The organism is Streptomyces sp. NPDC017520 (assembly GCF_044329855.1).
GTDB lineage: Bacteria > Actinomycetota > Actinomycetes > Streptomycetales > Streptomycetaceae > Streptomyces.
The window spans coordinates 78622-96259 of the sequence record NZ_JBIRKB010000009.1 but is presented as its reverse complement, the minus strand read 5'-3'; the positions used below and the strand labels follow the sequence as shown (position 1 = coordinate 96259).

The window sequence follows — 17638 nt, the reverse complement described above, 5'->3', positions numbered from 1 at the left end:
CTCCGCGCTCCGTCACGCCCTGATACGTCCGCGCCTCCTCATGCCCCGATGCGGGCGACCAGCACGCACGCGTCGTCCAGGCGCTCGGTCCCGCCGAACTCCTCGACGACGCTCCGGACGCACTCCTGTGCCGTACGGGCGTCCGCGAACCGGGGGGCGAGGGCAAGCAACGCCTCCGGGCCCGCACCCCGGTCGCCGCTTCGCGTCAGGCCGTCGGTGTGCAGTACGAGCACGTCACCGGGGTACAGCCGCACCTCGTCCTGCTCGAAGACGACGTTGGACGCGGCGCCGAGCAGCATGCCGTCCGGCGGGGGCAGAAGCCGTCCCGAACCGTGGCGGAAGAGCAGCGGTGCGGGGTGTCCGGCCTGCGCCCAGGACAGAACGGAGGTGGCGGGGTCGTAGCGGCAGCACAGGGCGCTGCCCAGCGCGGGCCGTATCGACGTTTCGAGCACCTGGTTGAGGTGCCCCATCAGCGCGCCCGGCTCGATGCCGGCGACGGCCATGCCGCGCAGCGCTCCCAGCACCATCGCCATCGCCGATGTGGCGGGGATGCCGTGCCCGGTGAGGTCGCCGACGGTGAGGAGGGTGCGCCCGTCCGGCAGCTCCATGGCGTCGTACCAGTCGCCGCCGATGAGGTCGCTCGACTCGGAAGGGAGGTAGTGCGCGGCGACGTCCAGGGCCCCGGGGCCCCGCGTCGGGAGCCGCGGCGATCCGCGCCACGGGGGGAGGACGGCCTCCTGGAGCTCCACGGCCATGCGGTGCTCGGCGCGCTCGATGTGCTCCTCGTGCCGCACCGACGCGCTGTTTCTGCTCACGGCCTGTTCGCTGCGCCGCAGCTCGCTGACGTCCCGCAGGACCGCCCACATGGAGGCGGTGCAGCCCTCGGCGTCCAGGACCGGTTCGCCCGTCATGTGGAGGGTGCGTGTGTGGCCGTCGGGCCGCACGATGCGGAACTCGCCGTCCATCGGCCGGCCGTCGACGAGACAGCCCGTCACCATGGCGGTCAGCACCGGCTGGTCCTCGGGCAGCAGTACGGACGGCAGGTCGTCGAGGGAGAGGGGGGTGGACCCGGGCGGCCTGCCGAAGATCTCGTACAGCTCCTCGGACCAGCGGGACTCGTCGGTGAGGAGGTTCCACTCGGCGCTGCCCACCCGGTTCGGCAGGGAACCGGCGCTCGGGCCGTCCGGGACCGCGGAGGCCCGGGGAGCATTGGCGGAGGAGCGGTCCGGCAGACCCGCCCGGAGCTGGCCCAGGTGCTCGTCGAGGTTGTCGAGGTGCTGCACGGCAAGCTCGCACAGGGCACGCTGCCAGCGCAGCTGGGGGTCGTCCTCGTCGAACACGACGGCGTCCCGCCGTACCGCGTCCACGTCTCCGCGCAACCGACGCGTGCGGTGGATCAGGGCCTCGACGGCGTCATGCGCGGGAGGCTGTGGTGCGGGGCGGTCCGCGGAGAGGGGGGACGGCATCTCGTACTCCGATACAGGCGCGGCCTAGCCGGTTCTGAAGGGTGGATCGCTACCGACTGTCGCACAGGCCGCGGCGGCCCGTAAGAGCTTTGGCAACACTCGATGGGTCCTTGCTTCTGGCATATGCCAGCGGCTCTCGGGGACGGTGACGATCCGAACAGGCTTGCGTTTGAGGCGAGTTGACGGTGACGATCCTCCACCGGTTCCTGCACCGGAGCGGCGCCGCCGCCTCGTCCCGCGGCAGCGATCGGCGTTCAGCGAGGCGACTGAGCTGAGCGGTCGCCTCCCGCTCCGGCGTCGTTGGAGCTCACGGGCAGGCACTCGGCGAGCAGGCCGACGACGTCGCGCCAGGCTCGCTGCGCGTGTCGCGGGTGGAAGCCGACGCCGGGGACCACGGGGTGGTCGACCGGCGGGTGGTGGAAGGCGTGCAAGGCGCCGCCGTAGACCGTGAGGCGCCAGTCGACGCCCGCGGCCTCCATCTCGTCGGTGAACGCGTTCCGTCGCGCGGGCGACATGATGGGGTCCTCCGACCCGACCCCGGCCCAGACCGGGCAGCGAATGCGCGCCGACTCGCCCGGCCGGCCCGTGGTGGTCGCGTTGACTGTCCCGATCGCGCGCAGGCTGACGCCGCCGCGCCCGAGTTCCAGTCCTACGGCGCCCCCGGTGCCGTAGCCGATGGCGGCGATCCGGTCGGGATCGGTCCGCGGTTCGGTGCGCAACACGTCGAGCGCCGCATGCCCGATCTCCCGCATCCGGTCGGGATCGGCGAGCAGCGGCAGGCAACGGGCCAGCATCTCCTCGGGGTCGCCCAGATAGCGCCCGCCGTGAAGGTCGAAGGCCAGCGCTACGTATCCCAGCTCGGCGAGAGCCTCCGCCCGGCGGCGCTCGACGTCGCTGAGCCCGGTGCCCTCCGGTCCGAGCAGCACCGCCGGCCGGCGGTCGACACCGGCCGGGAGCGCGAGGTGCCCGATCATCGTCAAACCGTCGGCCGGATATGCGACCGTGCGCGTCGTAATCGTCTCCATGGGACGGGACTGTAGTGATCGTCGGACCCGGTCCGGCTGGTTCTCTGCCGCTGGCAGAAGGGCGCGGGCAGCCCTCCGGGACACGGTGCGCGGCGGGTCGGGAATGCCGAGCGGGCAGCCCGCGTTACCTCACCAGAACGAAAACGAATCCCATTCCCGATACGGGGGTGGGTTCGGCAGAAGCACCAGGAGGCGCCCATGGCACGCAGTGAGATCAGGCCGGTCGTCACCCTCCGGTCCACCGTGGGAACGGGCCGGAGTTATGTGACACGCAAGAACCGCCGTAACAACCCCGACCGGCTGGAGCTCCGCAAGTTCGACTCCGCCGCAGGGAGGCACGTCCTGTTCCGCGAGGTCCGCTGACCGTCCGGAAGAAGCCTGCCCCCCCCGTACGTCACCGCCGTACGTCACCGCTTTCCGCGGTGAGGAAGGAACGCATCCATGAAGTCCCGCATCCACCCCGTCTCCCGTCCGGTGGTCTTCCGTGACCGCGCGGCCGACGTCGCCTTCCTGACCCGCTCCACCGCCGACTCCGGCGAGCGCGTGGCATGGGAGGACGGCAACACCTACCCCGTCATCGACGTGGAGACCTCGTCGGCGAGCCACCCGTTCTACACCGGCGGCCGTCAGGTGCTCGACACGGCGGGCCGCGTCGAACAGTTCCGGCGCCGCTACGGCACCGGCGAGACGTCCGCGAGCTGACCGAGCCAGTCCTGACCAGGGGGGAAGCCCGGAAATCCGTGCCGTGGATCACATTCGCGGGGGCGGGTTCCCGGGAATGACCCAGGATGGTTTATCGTTCATCTATATGTGGGAGTGAGGGGGGCCGTGTCCCCGGGCCTCACCTGTAGCCCATGGGAAACATCGCCCGTCGAAGCCCCTTGGAGCGCTCCGCCGAGAGGCGACCGCCCTTCACGCCCGCACTCAAGCCGCCCCGGCTGGATTCCCCCGATCCGGCCGGGGCTTCCCCTTGCCCGGCAGAGGCCGGCCGCCCCGCCCCGGGACCGTCTCCAGCACCGGAGCACATGTCACCGGCCCGGGGCACATCGGAGGAGGGGGGCGCCGCGACGCGGGCGACCGCCATGGCCCCGTACGGGTCACACGGTCTCGTCGAGGTCTTTCGCATAGTGCTCGATCGCCCGCCGGTACCGCTGGACGTACGGGTCGTTACTGGTCGTGGCCGTCAACTCCAGCAACAGCCGCATCGCCTCGTGGTGCTCGTCGGTGTTGTAGAGGGCCATCGCCAGGAAGGCCCGGAACGAGCCGTCGTCCGGGAACTCCTCGACGCCCCGGCGCAGCGTCTCCACCGCCTGCCCGTACCGCCCGAGGACCCGGTACGTACTGCCCAGTCCCAGGAGCGCCCCGCTCCGGTCCTCCGCGGCCAGCTCCGGATTGGCCAGGGCGCGCTCGTAATAGGGCACCGCCTCCGACTCCAGCCCCAGTACGTCGTGGATCCACGCCGTCCGGTAGGCCACTTCCGCGTCGTCGGGGTACTCGGCGGTCAGGGCGAGGAGCCGTTCGCGCGCCTCCTCGGGCCGGCCCTCCGTACGCAACCGGTCGGCCTCTTCCAGCAGGTCCCTCTTCTTACGTGCGCTCATGCGCACATCGTCGCAGGCGGGCAGGGACGGCCGCGTGACATTTTCGCCCCACGGGGCCGTCCGGCGTGTGTTCCGGCCGGTCGGGGGCACCCGTCGGCCATGACAGCAGAGGCGAATCCCCCTACACGCCAGGGGACATGGGTACGTGTGCTGGTGCGCGGGGTGGTCCTGACGGTGGTGCTGCTGGGATTGGTGGCGTTCTCCGTCCTCCTGGCCAAGGTGACGCTCACGCCCTCACCGGCCTCCGCGGATCTCGTCACCGCGAATCTCCGTCCCGGGCGCTCCCTGCGCCAGTACGCCGAGGACTACACCTTCCTCGCCGCGGTCAAGCAGGCGGGCGGAAACCTGTTGCTCGGCGTGCCGTTCGGGCTCCTGCTGCCGTTCTTCGTGCCACGCCGCCTGCGCATGATCCGGACGACGCTGCTGACAGCCATCGCCATGGCCCTCGTCGAACTGATCCAGGGGGCCCTGGTCGCGGGGCGCGCCTTCGACATCGACGACGTCATCCTCAACACGGCGGGCGCGCTGCTGGGCTACTTCGTGCTGGGCCGCCGGATCAGCCACCGCTACTACACCTACACCGACGACCCGGGCTCCCCCGGCGGCCCGTCGGCGGAGAAGCCCGCGGCCGAGCCGGTGCGCGCGCCGAGCCCCGCCGCGCGCACCGGGGCGGGTCGTACGAAGACCGCGGGCACCAGGACCGCGGGCAGCGAGCCCGGTCAACGGGCCCGTCCGAAGCCGGCGGCCGCGGCCCCGGCGAAGGAGCGCGGCTCCCGCGCCGGAAGGACCGACGGCCCGGCGGGCGCCGGCCGCAGCTCCACCGGGTCCGGCTCCGTCCGCTCCCTGCTCGACCGCCTCCGCCGCCGCTGAGCCCGGGCACCCGTTCGGGCCGGGCCGTTTGCGGGCGGCCCGGGGCGGACGCACGGTGGGGGCACGTCCTGCGCGCGGACGGCGTACGGATTCCCCGCCGAGGAGGAGCGACCTGGCCGAAGGCCAGTGGGGCCCGGGCCGCAAGGAAACGGGCGCGGACGAGTTCCGGCCCGTCCTGGACATCGTCGAACCGGCCCGCCGGCGGCGGGCCCCGGTGCGGATCGGGGTGCGGATCGAGGTGCGGCCCACCCCGCTCAACCGCCTCGCGGTGCTGTTCCGTGTCTTCCTGATGATCCCGGCGGCGATCGTGCAGAGCCTCGCCGTCCACGGGTGGTGGGCGCCGGCCTTCGTCCGGTGGCTGATCACGCTGTGCCTCGGCCGGATGCCCCGGCCGCTGTTCGAGGCGACGGCGGCCTCCCTGCGCTACCGGATGCGGTTCTCCGCGTACGTCATGATGCTCACCCCGCCTGCCCCAAGGGGCTGTTCGGCGGCGACGGTCTCGCCGTGGCCCCGGAGCGGTCGCGCTCCGCCACCCGCCCGCTGGTCCTGAGCAGCGCCGCGAAATGGCTCGTGGTGCTGTTCCTGGCGTTGGACCTGGCGGGTCACATAGCCTCGTCCGTGACCGCCTCGACGACGGACGACACCTACGACACGCGTCGCGTCGGTTCCTGAGGGCCGACGGGCCCCGCCCCGGGCCCCGGCCCCGCGCCCGCCGCGTCGGCACAGCGGCGGGCCAATCGAGCGAAGGCGTCCCTGAGCGCGTCGGGCCCGACGACCTCGATGTCCACGTCGAACCGGCCGAGTTCGGCGGCGAGGCCCGCCCACGACCAGGCGCCCAGGACCACGCGGCAGCGGTCCGGGCCGTGCTCCTCGACGATCCCGTCGCGGACATGGCCGGCCACCGAGGAGGCCGGCGCGTCGAGGATCACCTCGCCGCGGCAGGGCCACGCGCCGGGGGCGTCGGAGCCCTGGAACCGGGCGGCGACGAAGGCGGCCACATCGCCTCCGGGCACCTCGCGCGACGTGAACCGGGGACCCGTGGGAGTACGCGGGGTGATCCGGTCGGCGCGGAAGGTCCGCCAGTCCTCGCGATCCAGGTCCCAGGCGACGAGATACCAGCGCCCGCCCCAGGTGACCAGGTGGTGCGGCTCCACCCGCCGCACCGCGGGCGGGGCATCGGCGGCGGCCGGCGCGTACGCGGGGGAGTGGTCGAAGCGCAGCACCTCGCGGGCGTGCACCGCCGCGCTCAGCGTCACGAGCACCCGCGGATCGGCCTGCGGTCGCGGCGGGCCTCCCATGCGTTCGACGGCGGTGACCCGCAGGGCGTCGACGCGGTGGCGCAGCCGGTCGGGCATGACCTGCCGGACGGTGGTGAGCGCGCGGGCCGCGGCCTCCCCGATCCCGGCGCCGGTCGCGGCGGCGGTCCGCAGCGCGACGGCGAGCGCGACGGCCTGGTCGTCGTCGAACAGCAACGGCGGCAACCGCGCGCCCGCGTCCAGCCGGTATCCGCCGTCGGGGCCTTTGAACGCCACGATGGGATAGCCCAGCTCCCGCAGCCGGTCGACGTCACGCCGCACCGTGCGCGGGCTGACCTCCAGCCGCTCGGCCAGCAACGGGCCCGGCCAGTCCCGGCGCGCCTGGAGCAGGGAGAGCAGCGCCAGCAGTCGCGCTGAAGTCTTCGGCATGACGCCAGTATGACCCCGGAAGAGGCCACACCCTGACCTCTTCCCTTGCGAGGGTTGACCCGTACCGCACGACCGGAACCCCGGAAGGAACCCGATCACCATGACCTCCGCCACCACCTCTCCCGACCCCGAGCGCTCCGACCTGCTCGCCGCCCTCGCCACCGCGCGGGCCGCCCTGATCCGCACGGTCGAGGGGATCGGCGACGAGCAGGCCGGTGAGCGGCCGACCGTCAGCGCGCTGTGCCTGGGCGGCCTCGTCAAGCACGTCACGGCCATGGAGGAGGGCTGGCTGAACTTCGTGACCGAGGGCCCGTCGGCGATGTCCTTCGCCCTGCCCGAAGGGGTCACCTGGGACGATCTGGCGGCCGGCACCGCCGCTGAGTACCCGAAGTGGGCGATCGAGCGGGAGAAGGAGTTCCGGATGCTGCCCGGCGAGACGACGGCCGGGGTCCTCGGCGCCTACGAGCAGGTCGCCGCCCGCAGCGAGAAGATCATCCTCGCGGTCCCCGACCTCTCGGCGACGCACCCGCTCCCCGAGGCGCCCTGGAACGAACCCGGCGGCGAGTGGAGCGTACGGCGCGTGCTGACCCACGTCCTCACCGAGACCGCCCAGCACGCCGGGCACGCGGATATCCTGCGCGAGACGCTCGACGGGCGGCAGGCGACCTGACCACCGGCACATCGCGCGGGGGCGCGCGGAGACCGACGTCGGGCGATCGAGAAGGAGAGACCACACGGTGACCGTCCTCGACAACCGGGCGCTCAACCGCGCCATGCTGGCCCGCCAGTTGCTGCTCGACCGGGCCGATCTGCCGGTCGTGGACGCCGTGACCCACCTCTGCGGCCTCCAGGCGCAGGAACCGCAGGAGCCGTTCGTCGGGCTCTGGTCCCGGCTGACCGCCTTCGATCCGGCGGCTCTCTCGGACCTGCTGACCCGGCGGAGCGTGGTGCGCACTCATCTGATGCGACGCACGGTCCACCTCGTCGCCGCCGACGACGTCCTCGCCTGGCGGGCCCGCCACGACGCGATGCTGCGCCAACGCGTGCTCGGGGTCTACCGCGACGAGCTGAAAGGTGTCGATCTCGACGCACTCGCGGCCGACGCCCGGGAGTTGATGGCCGACGGGGTGCCCCGGACAGCGGCCGAGATCGTGGCCGCGCTCGCCGGGCGCTGGCCCGGTCCGGGGCCTCGCCCCCTGGGCGAGATGGTGGTCGCCGCTCTGGTCCCGATGGCGCAGGCGCCGCCCCGGGGGCTGTGGCGGGCGAAGGGCGGGGTGCGCAACGTCGCCCTCTCCTCCTGGCTGGGCCGTCCGGTCGATCCGCCCGCCCCCGGCGGCGCCGACCCGGTCGGCCAGGTACTGGTCCGGCGTTATCTGGCCGCCCACGGACCCGCCGCGACGGCCGACCTGCGCGCCTGGTCGGGCCTGGCCGGACTGCCCGGCGCGGTGGCCGCCGAACGCGACGAGCTGGTCCGCTTCCGCGACGAGCGGGGACGGGAGCTGCTCGACCTGCCCGACGCGCCGCGACCGGACCCGGACACTCCCGCCCCGGTGCGGTTCCTGCCGGCCTTCGACAACGCGATCCTCGGCTACCAGGACCGCGGCCGGATCATCGACGACGCCCACCGCGGCCTCTCGGTCGCCGGCGAACGTGTCGTGCTGGTCGACGGCCGCGTGGCGGCCACCTGGCGTGTCACCGACGGGGTGGTGGCGGTGGAACCCCTGCGGGGCTTCTCCCGGGCCGACCGCGACGCCGTGGCCGACCAGGGGAAGGAGCTGGCGTCCTTCCTGACCGACGGCGTGAGCGATCGTGTGCGGGTGGCCCCCGCGCCGAGCTGAGCGTGCCCGGTACGGCCGGGCAGGCGCCCTCGCGTCTGCCCGGCCGTACCGGAACAGGCCCATTTTGTACGGTAGTTCTCTGGGGATTCGGGAGCAGCCGGACTGAAAGCACCGGTCGTGGGTCACACGGTGAACATGACGTCCAGCGACGTAACCACAGAGCCCTCGCCGCACGGCGACAGAAAGCGCGCCACCCGCCGCTCCCGCGGGTGGCCGATGGTCCTCGGCGTCGCCGCGGCCGTGCTGGTCCTGCTGTTCGCGGGCAGCCGGCTCAGCCAGTTGCCGGGTCTCGACGACCTCTTCGGCGAGGAGACCCACGACCGGTCGGGCCCCGCCGTGCTCAAGTCGATCCAGGACATGAGCGCGTACGAGGCCGCCTCGGGCAACTTCCAGGTAGTCGTCGACCTGGAGAAGGACGCGAAGTTCGTCCCCGACGCCCTGCGCGGCACCCGCACCCTGTTCGTCGGTGCGGGCACGGTCGGCGCCTCCGTCGACCTGGGCAAGGTCACCGGGAGCGGCGTCGTGGTGAACGAGGAGCGCACCACCGCCGAACTCCGGCTGCCGCACGCGGTGCTGGGCAGGCCGGCCCTCGATCCCGACCGTTCCTACGCGGTGTCCAAGCAGCGCGGTCTCCTCGACCGGCTGGGCGACCTCTTCTCCGACAATCCCGGCAGTGAGCAGGCGGTCAACAAGCTCGCCGTCCACCACATCTCGGAAGCGGCGAAGGAGAGCGAACTGACCGCCCGCGCGGAGAAGAACACCGCCGACATGCTGAAGGGGCTGCTCGGCTCCCTCGGCTTCGAGCGTGTGACGGTCCGGTACGGCGACGACCGGGTGTGATCGCGTCACACGGGTGGCCGCGCGGGGCGGGCGCGGCCACCCGCGCGGCTCGGAGGGGCCGACCCCCCACAGCGCACCGCTCTTGACGTGCACGCGTCGATGGGTATGGTCTAGTCCAAGTGCAAGGCCTTTCCGGACACCTTTCATCAGGCTTGTCCGGCAAGGGACTTGCAGCCCTTCGCGCCTCTTGGCCCCACACTCGCGAGGCCTCGCCGCCGAAGCCGGGCCCCCCACGGTCCGCCACCGCGCGGTGCGGCCTCCTGTGAAGGAGAAACATGCACGCGAAAAGGAAGACCGCACTCGCCGTCGGCGCCGTGCTCGCCCCGGTCCTCGCCCTGAGCCTTCCGGCGAGCTCCGCCAGTGCCCACGGCTACATCTCCAACCCGCCGAGCAGGCAGGCGCAGTGTGCCGCCGGCACGGTCAGCTGCGGAGCGATCACGTACGAGCCGCAGAGCGTCGAGGGCCCCAAGGGGCTCACCAGCTGCAGCGGCGGAAACAGCGGCTTCGCCGAGCTGGACGATGACTCCAAGGGCTGGTCGGTCACTCCGGTGAACCGTTCCCAGCAGTTCGAGTGGAAGATCACCGCGCGCCACTCGACCAGCACCTGGCAGTACTTCGTGGGCGGCGAGAAGATCGCCGAATTCGACGACGGTGGCGCGCGGCCCGGCGCGACCGTGACCCACCAGGTCGACTTCGGCAACAAGACCGGCCAGCAGAAGGTGCTCGCCGTCTGGAACGTCGCGGACACCTCGAACGCGTTCTACGCCTGCATCGACGTCAACGTCAGTTAGGCACGCCGTATCGGTCAGGTTCCACGCCCCTCCGTCCCCCCCGCCCCGGTCGCGCATCGTCGCGGCCGGGGCGCGGTGCTGTCCGCGGTGGCCGGAAAACGGCATGGCGCGGAAACCTCGGGTAGTTGAGCGGTTACCCTGCGTCAGCTGTCCTGATGGATCATCAGTGCTCGAGGGGACTCCCGAATGAACCGCATCCGTACCGTACTCGCCGCGCTCGGCATCACCGCCGGCATGATCTCCGCCCCGGCGGCGAGCGCCGCACCGGGGCCCGCCCGGCCCGCGCCCGCCGCCGAGCGTCACGAACCCTGCACCGGAGAGTTCCGCGGCGACGCCCGCCTCGGTCCCAAGTGGCTGCCGAACAAGCGGCTCGCCCCGGTCGGCCCGCTCCTGAAGGGCTGGCAGCGCACCGGCGACCTCACGCCGAACGACTTCCTGAAGAAGTACTGGGAAGGGCCCGCTGACACCGGCAGCTGGAAGTACCCGCCCAACGACGGCTTCGCCGAGGTGAACGGCGAGATCGACAAGGAGCCCGTGAAGCTCCGCACCGGCCAGCGCCTGGACCGCTTCGGCTCGGAGTACGGCGCCTACCTCGCTCCGGCGGGTGACGCCTACGCCGAGCGTGCCCTGCCCCCGCAGAACCTGAACACCCGTGACGCGGCCAGCCCTTGCGACTACCGGGTCTACAAGGTAGCCAAGCCCTTCTGGGTCTGGCAGGGCGGCATCGCCCCGTGGTTCGAGCAGCCCGGCGGCGGCCGGCAGATCAAGCTCGACGCCGTGTTCCTCGACCCGGGCGAGGGGCAGCGCCTCAATGTGAAGTGGCTCCTGGACAACGCCTACCTGACGCCCGCGGGCGCGTAACCCGCCATGGACCGCCGGGCCTTGCAGGCCGCACTCGTCGAGGCACGTATCCCCGGCGGCTACTACCGGATCGAGGGCGTCCACGAGCCCGCCCCCACCCCGCCGGACTTCCTCTTCGTCCGGCGGGGCGGGGACGGAGTCTGGGAGACCGGGGTCTTCGAGCGTGGAACATACGAGATCGTCGCCGGCCACCCGGACGAGGCCACCGCCTGCGCGCACCTGCTGAGCCTGCTCGTCTGAAGCCGGCCCCCGCAGCCGGTGTTTTGCCGGAACGGCAAACAACCTTGTCCGTACGGTCGCACCGGCCGAATGATCGTGACCAGGCGGCCGGGCCCCCGGCCCGGCCGCCCGCCGAAGCGACACGACCGCCCCGCCCGCACGGGGCGCCCGAGGAGGAGCCATGCCGGAGCCCACCCCCGTACTCACGCCGTCCGCGCGTTCCGCGGACCGTGCCGCCCGACCCTCCGCCCTCCTGCCCGGCGCGACGCATCGGACGGTCGCCGTCCCCGGCGGCCGGATCCACTGCGTCGAACAGGGCACGGGCCCCCTCGTGCTCCTCGTCCACGGCTTCCCCGAGTCCTGGTACTCCTGGCGTCACCAGCTCCCCGCCCTGGCCGCGGCCGGGCACCGGGCCGTCGCCATCGACGTACGCGGCTACGGCCGTTCCTCCGCACCCGCCGCCCCCGACGCCTACCGCATGCTCGCCCATGTCGCCGACAACACCGCCGTCGTCCACGCCCTCGGCGAGGAGACCGCCACGGTCGTCGGACACGACTGGGGCTCGCCCATCGCCGCGAACAGCGCCCTGCTCCGGCCGGACGTCTTCACGGCGGTCGCGCTGCTCAGCGTCCCGTACACGCCCCGGGGAGGCCCCCGCCCCACCGACGGCTTCGCGGGCATCGGAGGCGAGGAGGAATTCTACGTCAGCTACTTCCAGACCCCCGGCCGCGCCGAGGCGGAGATCGAACCGGACGTACGCGGCTGGCTCGCCGGCTTCTACACGGGTCTCTCCGGAGACACCCCCGCCCCCGCGGACCACCCCGGCCTCTACTTCGTACCTCCGGGCGCACGCATGGCCGACCGCTTCCCCGCCGGCCCGCTCCCCGGCTGGCTCGGCGAACGGGACCTCGACGTCTACGCCGAGGAGTTCGAACGCACCGGTCTGACCGGCGCCCTCAACCGCTACCGCAACGTCGACCGGGACTGGGAGGACCTCGCGGCCTGGGACGGGACACCCGTCACCCAGCCGTCGATCTTCATCGGCGGCGCCCTGGACGCCTCCACCACCTGGATGTCCGACGCCATCGACGCCTATCCGCGGACCCTCCCCGGCCTGTCCGCCGCCCACATCCTCGAAGGCTGCGGCCACTGGATCCAGCAGGAACGCCCCGACGAGGTCAACCGCCTGCTGACCGACTGGCTGCACGGCCTGCGCTGAGCGGCACCCGGCCCGCGGTGCCGCCGGGTCAGCAGGCCGTGCCGCGGGTCGCCGCTGTCGCCCGGAGCAGGTCGCGGACGAGCGTGAAGTCGATCTTCTGCGGATCGCGGAAGCGCAGGCAGCCCTTGCCCATGTCGTGGGAGGCCGGCCGGTCCGTGAACGCGTCGCGGACATCCGCGCGCATCAGGTAGAACGAGATGTACTGCTTCTGGTCGGCGAAGGCGATCTCGCCCGACCCGTCCCGCTCGTAGGCGGGCATCCCGTACGCCATCACCTCGCGGAATCCCGTCAGCTCCTCCCTGCACAGCGCGCGCAGCGCCGTGAGCGCCGCCCGGCGGGCCTCCGGGGCTTCGGCGAGATACTGATCGACGTTCTGCGCCTGGCTTGCGACCATGAGCAGATCGTACGGCGACACACCGCCGACCAGACGGTGTGTCGCACCCGGGAGCGACGGGCCTCTCCGGCGAAGGTGGACACATGAACACCGCAGGCATGCTGGCCGAAGCGTTCGACCGGGTCGGGGAAGCGGTCCACGCGGCGGTCGAAGGACTCAGGCCCGACGACCTCAACGCCCGCGTCGACGCGGGGGCGAACTCCATCTCCTGGCTCGTCTGGCATCTCACCCGCGTCCAGGACGACCACATCGCCGACGCCGCCGGAACCGGACAGATCTGGCTCACCGAAGGCTGGGCGGACACCTTCGGACTGCCGTTCGACGAGGCGGCGACCGGCTACGGGCACAGCACCGACGAAGTCGCCGCCGTCCGCGTGGACTCCGCCGATCCCCTCCTCGGCTACTTCGACGCCGTGCACGAGCGGACCCTGGACTTCGTCGCGGGGCTGGAGGGCCACGCCCTCGACCGGATCGTCGACGAGGGCTGGTCGCCCCCGGTGACGCTCGGTGTCCGGCTGATCAGCGTCATCGCCGAGGATCTCCAGCACGCGGGCCAGGCCGCCTTCGTCCGAGGCATGCTGGAACGCGCGTGAGAACCGGTGGCCGGAGCAGCGGCGGGACGGGGCCCGCGCACACCCGTGCGTAGTCCCACCGGCGGTGCCATACTCGGAAGAAGTCGGCTGGACAGGCTCGTCATCGTCCGAAAGGTGGCCGTCATGAGCTGGGCATCTTGGACGACCAGCGGTGTCTTCGCGGGAACCGGTGGGGTGCGCACCGAGGAAGCGGGCATCCTGAGCGGCGACCTCACGGTGCATACGACCTGGTCCGACGGACAGGCGTCGGTGGCCGTGCAGTACAGCGGGTCCTCGGACTGGTTCACCCTCACCGGCAGCCCCGTGCCGTGCCCCTCCGAGGAGGAGAGCCGCACCTTCCACCAGAGCGTGGTCGAAGCCGTCCGCGCCGGCGAGGGCGCCACCGTCCCTCCGGTCGGCGCGGGACCCGTCTGACGTCGCTCACCGCGCCCCATAGAGTGGATCACCGGATCCGTCCCCCCAGGGACGGGCGCGGTACACGGGCGAGGAGCGGTGCACATGGGGCGGGCGGGCACACAGCGGTCGAGGACACGGAAGAACCGGCCGTTCTGGGTGGAGCTGCCGCTCCTCGTCGGTGTCGCCCTGGTGCTGGCGCTGCTCATCAAGACGTTTCTGGTGCAGGCCTTCTCCATCCCCTCGGACTCCATGCAGAACACCCTCCAGCGGGGTGACCGGGTCCTCGTGGACAAGCTGACGCCCTGGTTCGGATCGGAGCCGGAGCGCGGTGAGGTGATCGTCTTCCACGACCCGTCGGACTGGCTCGCCAACGTGCCCGTGGACCCGCCCAACACCGTGCAGAAGGTCCTGAGCTTCGTCGGCGTGATGCCCTCCGCCGAGGAGAAGGACCTCATCAAACGCGTCATCGGCGTCGGAGGCGACACCGTGGAGTGCGAGGGCGACGGGCCGGTGAAGGTCAACGGCACCGCCCTGGACGAGCCGTACGTCTTCCCCGGCAACACCCCCTGCACCGACGACGAGGACGGCGGCCGGTTCAAGGTCACCGTGCCCGAAGGCAAGGTCTGGGTGATGGGGGACCACCGCCAGGCCTCCGCGGACTCCCGCTACCACCAGGACGACCCGAACCAGGGGATGGTCCCGGTCGACGAGGTCGTCGGCAGGGCCGTCGTCATCGCCTGGCCGGTCGGCCGCTGGAGCACCCTTCCGGTACCGGGAACCTTCGACAACGTGCCCGACAAGCCCCGGGGGCCCGCCACTCGCTAAGGGCCCTTCCCGCGCTTTCCGGCGGGCGCGCGACGACAGCTACGGCACCTCGCCGCGTTGTCGGAACGTCCCCATACGTCCAGTATGCGGACGTCCCTCCGCCTTGCGACGCACGCAGCTGACGCCGCGCGCTGATCCACTGGGATCGCCGGACAGCCCTCAGCGCGCGAAGTTTCGTACGTACCGGCGCTGCCAGGGCGTCTCCACCGCCCTGGCGTGATAGCCGTCGCGCACGAACGCCACCGCCTCGCCCGCGGGGACCCCGTCCAGGACGGCGAGGCAGGCCAGCGCCGTGCCGGTGCGGCCCATTCCGCCACCGCACGCCACCTCGACCCGCATCCCCGCGGCCCGCTCCCACACCTCTTCGAGGAGATCCCGCGCCGCCGCCCGGTCCGCCGGGAGCCGGAAGTCCGGCCACCGCAGCCACCGCGACTCCCAGGCGACCGGAGGCGGGGTACGCCCGAGGAGATGTACGGCGAAGTCCGGTTCGGGGCCCGCCGGCATGGGCTTGCGCAGACCCCGGCCGCGTACGAGCCGTCCGGAGGGGAGGGCCAGGACGGCCGGGTCCGCGGCGTTCCACGTCTCGATCACGTGTCCCAATCTAACGACCCGGCAGTCGCCGGTGGTACGTATCGCACCGGTCGGCCGGAGATCAGGTGGCGTCGAGATCCCGCGCGAGCAGCTCGGCCAGCTCCTCGACCGCCGCCCGCGCCCCGTCGCCCTCGGCGCTGAGCACCACGGTCTCCCCGTGCGGGGCGGCCAGGGCCAGTACCGCCAGCATGCTGCGGGCATCGACCGGGTCGCGGCCCTCACGGGCGATGGTCACCTTGACCGGCTGACGAGCGGCGGCCTTGACGAACAGGGACGCCGGGCGGGCGTGGAGCCCGCTGCGGGAGGCTATGGCGACGGTCTGCTGGTGCATGGATCACTCCTGGGGGAAGGGACGTTCGGGAGGGGGGTGTGCGGGGTTCAGGCGGCGACGGTGACCCGGGAGCCGTCGGGGCCCGCGGACCCCGAGTCCCCGGCAGCCTCCGGCGCCGCCCTGCGCGCGCCCTTGAGCAGGAGGACGAGCGCGGTCGCCACCAGCGTCCCGGCGGCGATGGCGAGCAGGTAGAGGAACGGCTCGCCGATCAGCGGGACGACGAAGACGCCGCCGTGCGGAGCGCGCAGGGTCGCGCCGAAGGCCATCGACAGCGCGCCGGTGACCGCGCCGCCCGCCATCACCGACGGGATGACCCGCAGTGGGTCGGCGGCGGCGAACGGGATCGCACCTTCGGTGATGAACGAGGCGCCCAGCACCCAGGCCGCCCGGCCGTTCTCCCGCTCGGTCTTCGTGAACAGTCTCTTGCGTACGGTGGTGGCCAGCGCCATCGCCAGCGGCGGCACCATCCCGGCCGCCATGACCGCGGCCATCACCTTGAGGCTGCCCGGCGTCGGGTCGGCGAGACCGCCGACCGCGAAGGCGTACGCCACCTTGTTCAGTGGACCGCCCATGTCGAAGCACATCATCAGCCCGAGGACGACGCCGAGGATCACCGCGTTGGACCCCGACAGCCCGTTCAGCCAGTCCGTGAGCGCGTTCTGCAGTGAGGCGATGGGCTTGCCGACCACGATGAACATCAAAAACCCCACGGTCGCCGACGCGATCAGGGGGATCACCAGGACCGGCATGATGCCGCGCAAAGTCGCGTGGACCGGGACCCGCTGGATGGCCATCACCACCGCACCGGCCAGCAGACCGGCGACCAGACCTCCGAGGAATCCGGCGTTCACCGTGAGCGCGATGGCCCCGCCGACGAACCCGGGCACCAGCGCCGGCCGGTCCGCCATCCCGTACGCGATGTACCCGGCCAGCACCGGCACCAGGAACCCGAAGGCCGCCGAGCCGATCTGGTTGAGCAGCGCGGCCCAGCTGTCCGCCTCGCCCCAGACGAAGTGGTCGGCGACCGACTTGGCGCTCGCTATCTCGTAGCCGCCGATGGCGAACGACAGGGCGATCAGAAGACCGCCCGCCGCGACGAACGGCACCATGTAACTCACGCCGGACATCAGATACGTACGGAGCCGGACGCCGAAGTGCGCGTGATCCGCGGAGGATTCGTTCCCGCCCCCGGTGTCCGCGCCTCCACCGTCCTCCGACACGGCGGCGACCTCTCCGCGTTCCGCCTTGCGGCGGGCCTCGGCGATCAGCTCGGCGGGCCGGTTGATGCCCGCCTTGACCCCGACGTCGACCAGCGGCTTGCCGCGGAAGCGGGACTTCTCCCGGACCTCCACGTCGTGCGCCCAGATCACGGCGTCCGCCGCCGCGACGACGGCGGGGTCCAGCTTCTTGAAGCCGGCCGAACCCTGGGTCTCCACGGTCACCTCGACCCCCTCGGCGCGGCCCGCCGCGGCCAGGGACTCGGCCGCCATGTAGGTGTGGGCGATGCCGGTGGGGCAGGAGGTGACGGCGACGATCCGGAAGGGGGCGCTCGCGGCGGCTACGGCCGCTCCGGGCGTCTCCGTCTTCGCCTGTTCCCGTTCCTGCTCCTGGTTCTCCTCCGGCGGCTCCTCGCCCCGAATCAGCGCGGCTACCGCCCGCGGATCCGTTCCGGCGCGCAGGGTGGCGGTGAACTCCGCGTCCATCAGCCTGCGGGCCAGGCCCGACAGGATGGTGAGGTGGTCGTCGTCGGCCCCGGCCGGGGCCGCGATGAGGAAGATCAGGTCGGCCGGACCGTCGGCCGCCCCGAAGTCGATGCCCGCCACACTGCGCCCGAAGGCCAGCGTCGGGGCGCTCACATGTTCGCTGCGGCAGTGCGGGATGCCGATGCCGCCGTCGAGGCCGGTCGGCATCTGCGCCTCGCGGGCGGCGACGTCGGCCAGGAAGCCTTCGAGATCGGTGACGCGGTGCGCGGCCACCATCCGCTCGGCGAGCGACCTCGCGGCGGCGTCCTTCGTCGTGGCGGACAGATCGAGGTCGACCAGTTCCGCGGTGATCAGCTCACTCATCGCGGTGCTCCTTGCTCGGGGACCGCCGTG

Annotated in this window: 21 protein-coding genes and 1 pseudogene; 14 read left to right on the top strand and 8 right to left on the bottom strand. The window is 72.4% G+C overall.

The window, feature by feature from the left end; genetic code table 11:
* Positions 1–38 precede the first annotated feature (38 nt).
* Together ACH4KB_RS22505 and ACH4KB_RS22500 are read right to left on the bottom strand one after the other, a co-directional pair.
* A complete protein-coding gene (locus ACH4KB_RS22505) occupies positions 39–1466 on the bottom strand; it encodes a PP2C family protein-serine/threonine phosphatase (RefSeq protein ID WP_398067661.1) in 1428 nt (475 codons plus the stop codon).
* A gap of 254 nt (positions 1467–1720) precedes the next feature.
* Positions 1721–2491: a dienelactone hydrolase family protein gene (locus ACH4KB_RS22500; RefSeq protein WP_398067660.1), complete on the bottom strand. Its 771-nt coding sequence runs from the start codon at positions 2489–2491 to the stop codon at positions 1721–1723.
* A 198-nt stretch (positions 2492–2689) separates the two neighbouring features.
* On the opposite strand from ACH4KB_RS22500, the gene rpmG reads away from it, so the two are divergent.
* Together rpmG and ACH4KB_RS22490 are read left to right on the top strand one after the other, a co-directional pair.
* Complete coding sequence (rpmG, locus tag ACH4KB_RS22495; RefSeq protein WP_164339431.1) at positions 2690–2854, top strand: 50S ribosomal protein L33; 165 nt, start codon at positions 2690–2692, stop codon at positions 2852–2854.
* 78 nt (positions 2855–2932) lie between these two features.
* The gene (locus ACH4KB_RS22490) at positions 2933–3193 is read left to right on the top strand and encodes a type B 50S ribosomal protein L31 (RefSeq protein ID WP_398067659.1); all 261 of its coding nucleotides are present in this window, start codon (positions 2933–2935) and stop codon (positions 3191–3193) included.
* 395 nt (positions 3194–3588) lie between these two features.
* Here ACH4KB_RS22490 and ACH4KB_RS22485 read toward each other — a convergent pair whose 3' ends face one another.
* Positions 3589–4089 (bottom strand): tetratricopeptide repeat protein, encoded by a 501-nt coding sequence (locus ACH4KB_RS22485; RefSeq protein WP_398067658.1) that lies wholly within the window; start codon positions 4087–4089, stop codon positions 3589–3591.
* 147 nt (positions 4090–4236) lie between these two features.
* Here ACH4KB_RS22485 and ACH4KB_RS22480 point away from each other — a divergent pair, with 147 nt between their 5' ends.
* Both ACH4KB_RS22480 and ACH4KB_RS22475 read left to right on the top strand, forming a co-directional pair.
* Positions 4237–4959, top strand: a complete 723-nt coding sequence (locus tag ACH4KB_RS22480; protein WP_398067657.1) for a VanZ family protein — start codon at positions 4237–4239, stop codon at positions 4957–4959.
* Positions 4960–5071: 112 nt separating this feature from the next.
* A pseudogene (locus ACH4KB_RS22475) lies at positions 5072–5631 on the top strand (DUF4389 domain-containing protein).
* Here ACH4KB_RS22475 and ACH4KB_RS22470 read toward each other — a convergent pair.
* Positions 5604–6644, bottom strand: coding sequence for a helix-turn-helix transcriptional regulator (locus tag ACH4KB_RS22470; RefSeq protein WP_398067656.1), 1041 nt, complete (start codon positions 6642–6644; stop codon positions 5604–5606). The pseudogene ACH4KB_RS22475 and the gene ACH4KB_RS22470 sit on opposite strands and share 28 nt — an antisense overlap.
* A gap of 100 nt (positions 6645–6744) precedes the next feature.
* On the opposite strand from ACH4KB_RS22470, the gene ACH4KB_RS22465 reads away from it, so the two are divergent.
* The 7 genes from ACH4KB_RS22465 to ACH4KB_RS22435 all read left to right on the top strand — a co-directional run bounded on the left by ACH4KB_RS22465 (position 6745) and on the right by ACH4KB_RS22435 (position 12412).
* Entirely contained in the window at positions 6745–7314 is a 570-nt protein-coding gene (locus ACH4KB_RS22465) for a DinB family protein (protein WP_398067655.1), read from the top strand.
* Positions 7315–7381: 67 nt separating this feature from the next.
* Positions 7382–8482: a winged helix DNA-binding domain-containing protein gene (locus tag ACH4KB_RS22460; protein WP_398067654.1), complete on the top strand. Its 1101-nt coding sequence runs from the start codon at positions 7382–7384 to the stop codon at positions 8480–8482.
* 135 nt (positions 8483–8617) lie between these two features.
* Complete coding sequence (locus ACH4KB_RS22455; protein WP_398067653.1) at positions 8618–9322, top strand: DUF4230 domain-containing protein; 705 nt, start codon at positions 8618–8620, stop codon at positions 9320–9322.
* A gap of 275 nt (positions 9323–9597) precedes the next feature.
* Positions 9598–10113, top strand: coding sequence for a lytic polysaccharide monooxygenase auxiliary activity family 9 protein (locus ACH4KB_RS22450; RefSeq protein WP_398067652.1), 516 nt, complete (start codon positions 9598–9600; stop codon positions 10111–10113).
* Positions 10114–10299: 186 nt separating this feature from the next.
* Complete coding sequence (locus ACH4KB_RS22445; protein ID WP_398067651.1) at positions 10300–10974, top strand: TNT domain-containing protein; 675 nt, start codon at positions 10300–10302, stop codon at positions 10972–10974.
* A gap of 6 nt (positions 10975–10980) precedes the next feature.
* Positions 10981–11214: a hypothetical protein gene (locus ACH4KB_RS22440; protein WP_398067650.1), complete on the top strand. Its 234-nt coding sequence runs from the start codon at positions 10981–10983 to the stop codon at positions 11212–11214.
* A 160-nt stretch (positions 11215–11374) separates the two neighbouring features.
* Positions 11375–12412 carry an alpha/beta fold hydrolase gene (locus tag ACH4KB_RS22435; protein ID WP_398067649.1) on the top strand — a complete coding sequence of 346 codons (1038 nt, stop codon included), beginning with the start codon at positions 11375–11377 and terminating at the stop codon, positions 12410–12412.
* A gap of 28 nt (positions 12413–12440) precedes the next feature.
* On the opposite strand, the gene ACH4KB_RS22430 is transcribed toward ACH4KB_RS22435, so the two are convergent.
* Positions 12441–12806, bottom strand: coding sequence for a DUF1801 domain-containing protein (locus ACH4KB_RS22430; RefSeq protein WP_398067648.1), 366 nt, complete (start codon positions 12804–12806; stop codon positions 12441–12443).
* Positions 12807–12889: 83 nt separating this feature from the next.
* Between ACH4KB_RS22430 and ACH4KB_RS22425 the strand changes: the two genes are divergently transcribed.
* From ACH4KB_RS22425 to lepB, 3 genes are all read left to right on the top strand, one after another.
* Entirely contained in the window at positions 12890–13399 is a 510-nt protein-coding gene (locus ACH4KB_RS22425) for a DUF664 domain-containing protein (protein WP_398067647.1), read from the top strand.
* Positions 13400–13522: 123 nt separating this feature from the next.
* Positions 13523–13813, top strand: a complete 291-nt coding sequence (locus tag ACH4KB_RS22420) for a hypothetical protein (RefSeq protein WP_026290270.1) — start codon at positions 13523–13525, stop codon at positions 13811–13813.
* A gap of 84 nt (positions 13814–13897) precedes the next feature.
* Entirely contained in the window at positions 13898–14620 is a 723-nt protein-coding gene (gene lepB, locus ACH4KB_RS22415) for a signal peptidase I (RefSeq protein ID WP_398067646.1), read from the top strand.
* A gap of 159 nt (positions 14621–14779) precedes the next feature.
* Here the strand turns inward: lepB and ACH4KB_RS22410 are convergent, their stop codons facing one another.
* The 3 genes from ACH4KB_RS22410 to ACH4KB_RS22400 all read right to left on the bottom strand — a co-directional run bounded on the left by ACH4KB_RS22410 (position 14780) and on the right by ACH4KB_RS22400 (position 17608).
* On the bottom strand, positions 14780–15211 hold the full coding sequence (locus tag ACH4KB_RS22410; protein ID WP_398067645.1) for a protein-tyrosine phosphatase family protein: 432 nt from the start codon (positions 15209–15211) through the stop codon (positions 14780–14782).
* Positions 15212–15272: 61 nt separating this feature from the next.
* A complete protein-coding gene (locus tag ACH4KB_RS22405; RefSeq protein ID WP_398067644.1) occupies positions 15273–15542 on the bottom strand; it encodes an HPr family phosphocarrier protein in 270 nt (89 codons plus the stop codon).
* 47 nt (positions 15543–15589) lie between these two features.
* Positions 15590–17608 (bottom strand): fructose-specific PTS transporter subunit EIIC, encoded by a 2019-nt coding sequence (locus ACH4KB_RS22400; protein ID WP_398067643.1) that lies wholly within the window; start codon positions 17606–17608, stop codon positions 15590–15592.
* Positions 17609–17638: the final 30 nt, after the last annotated feature.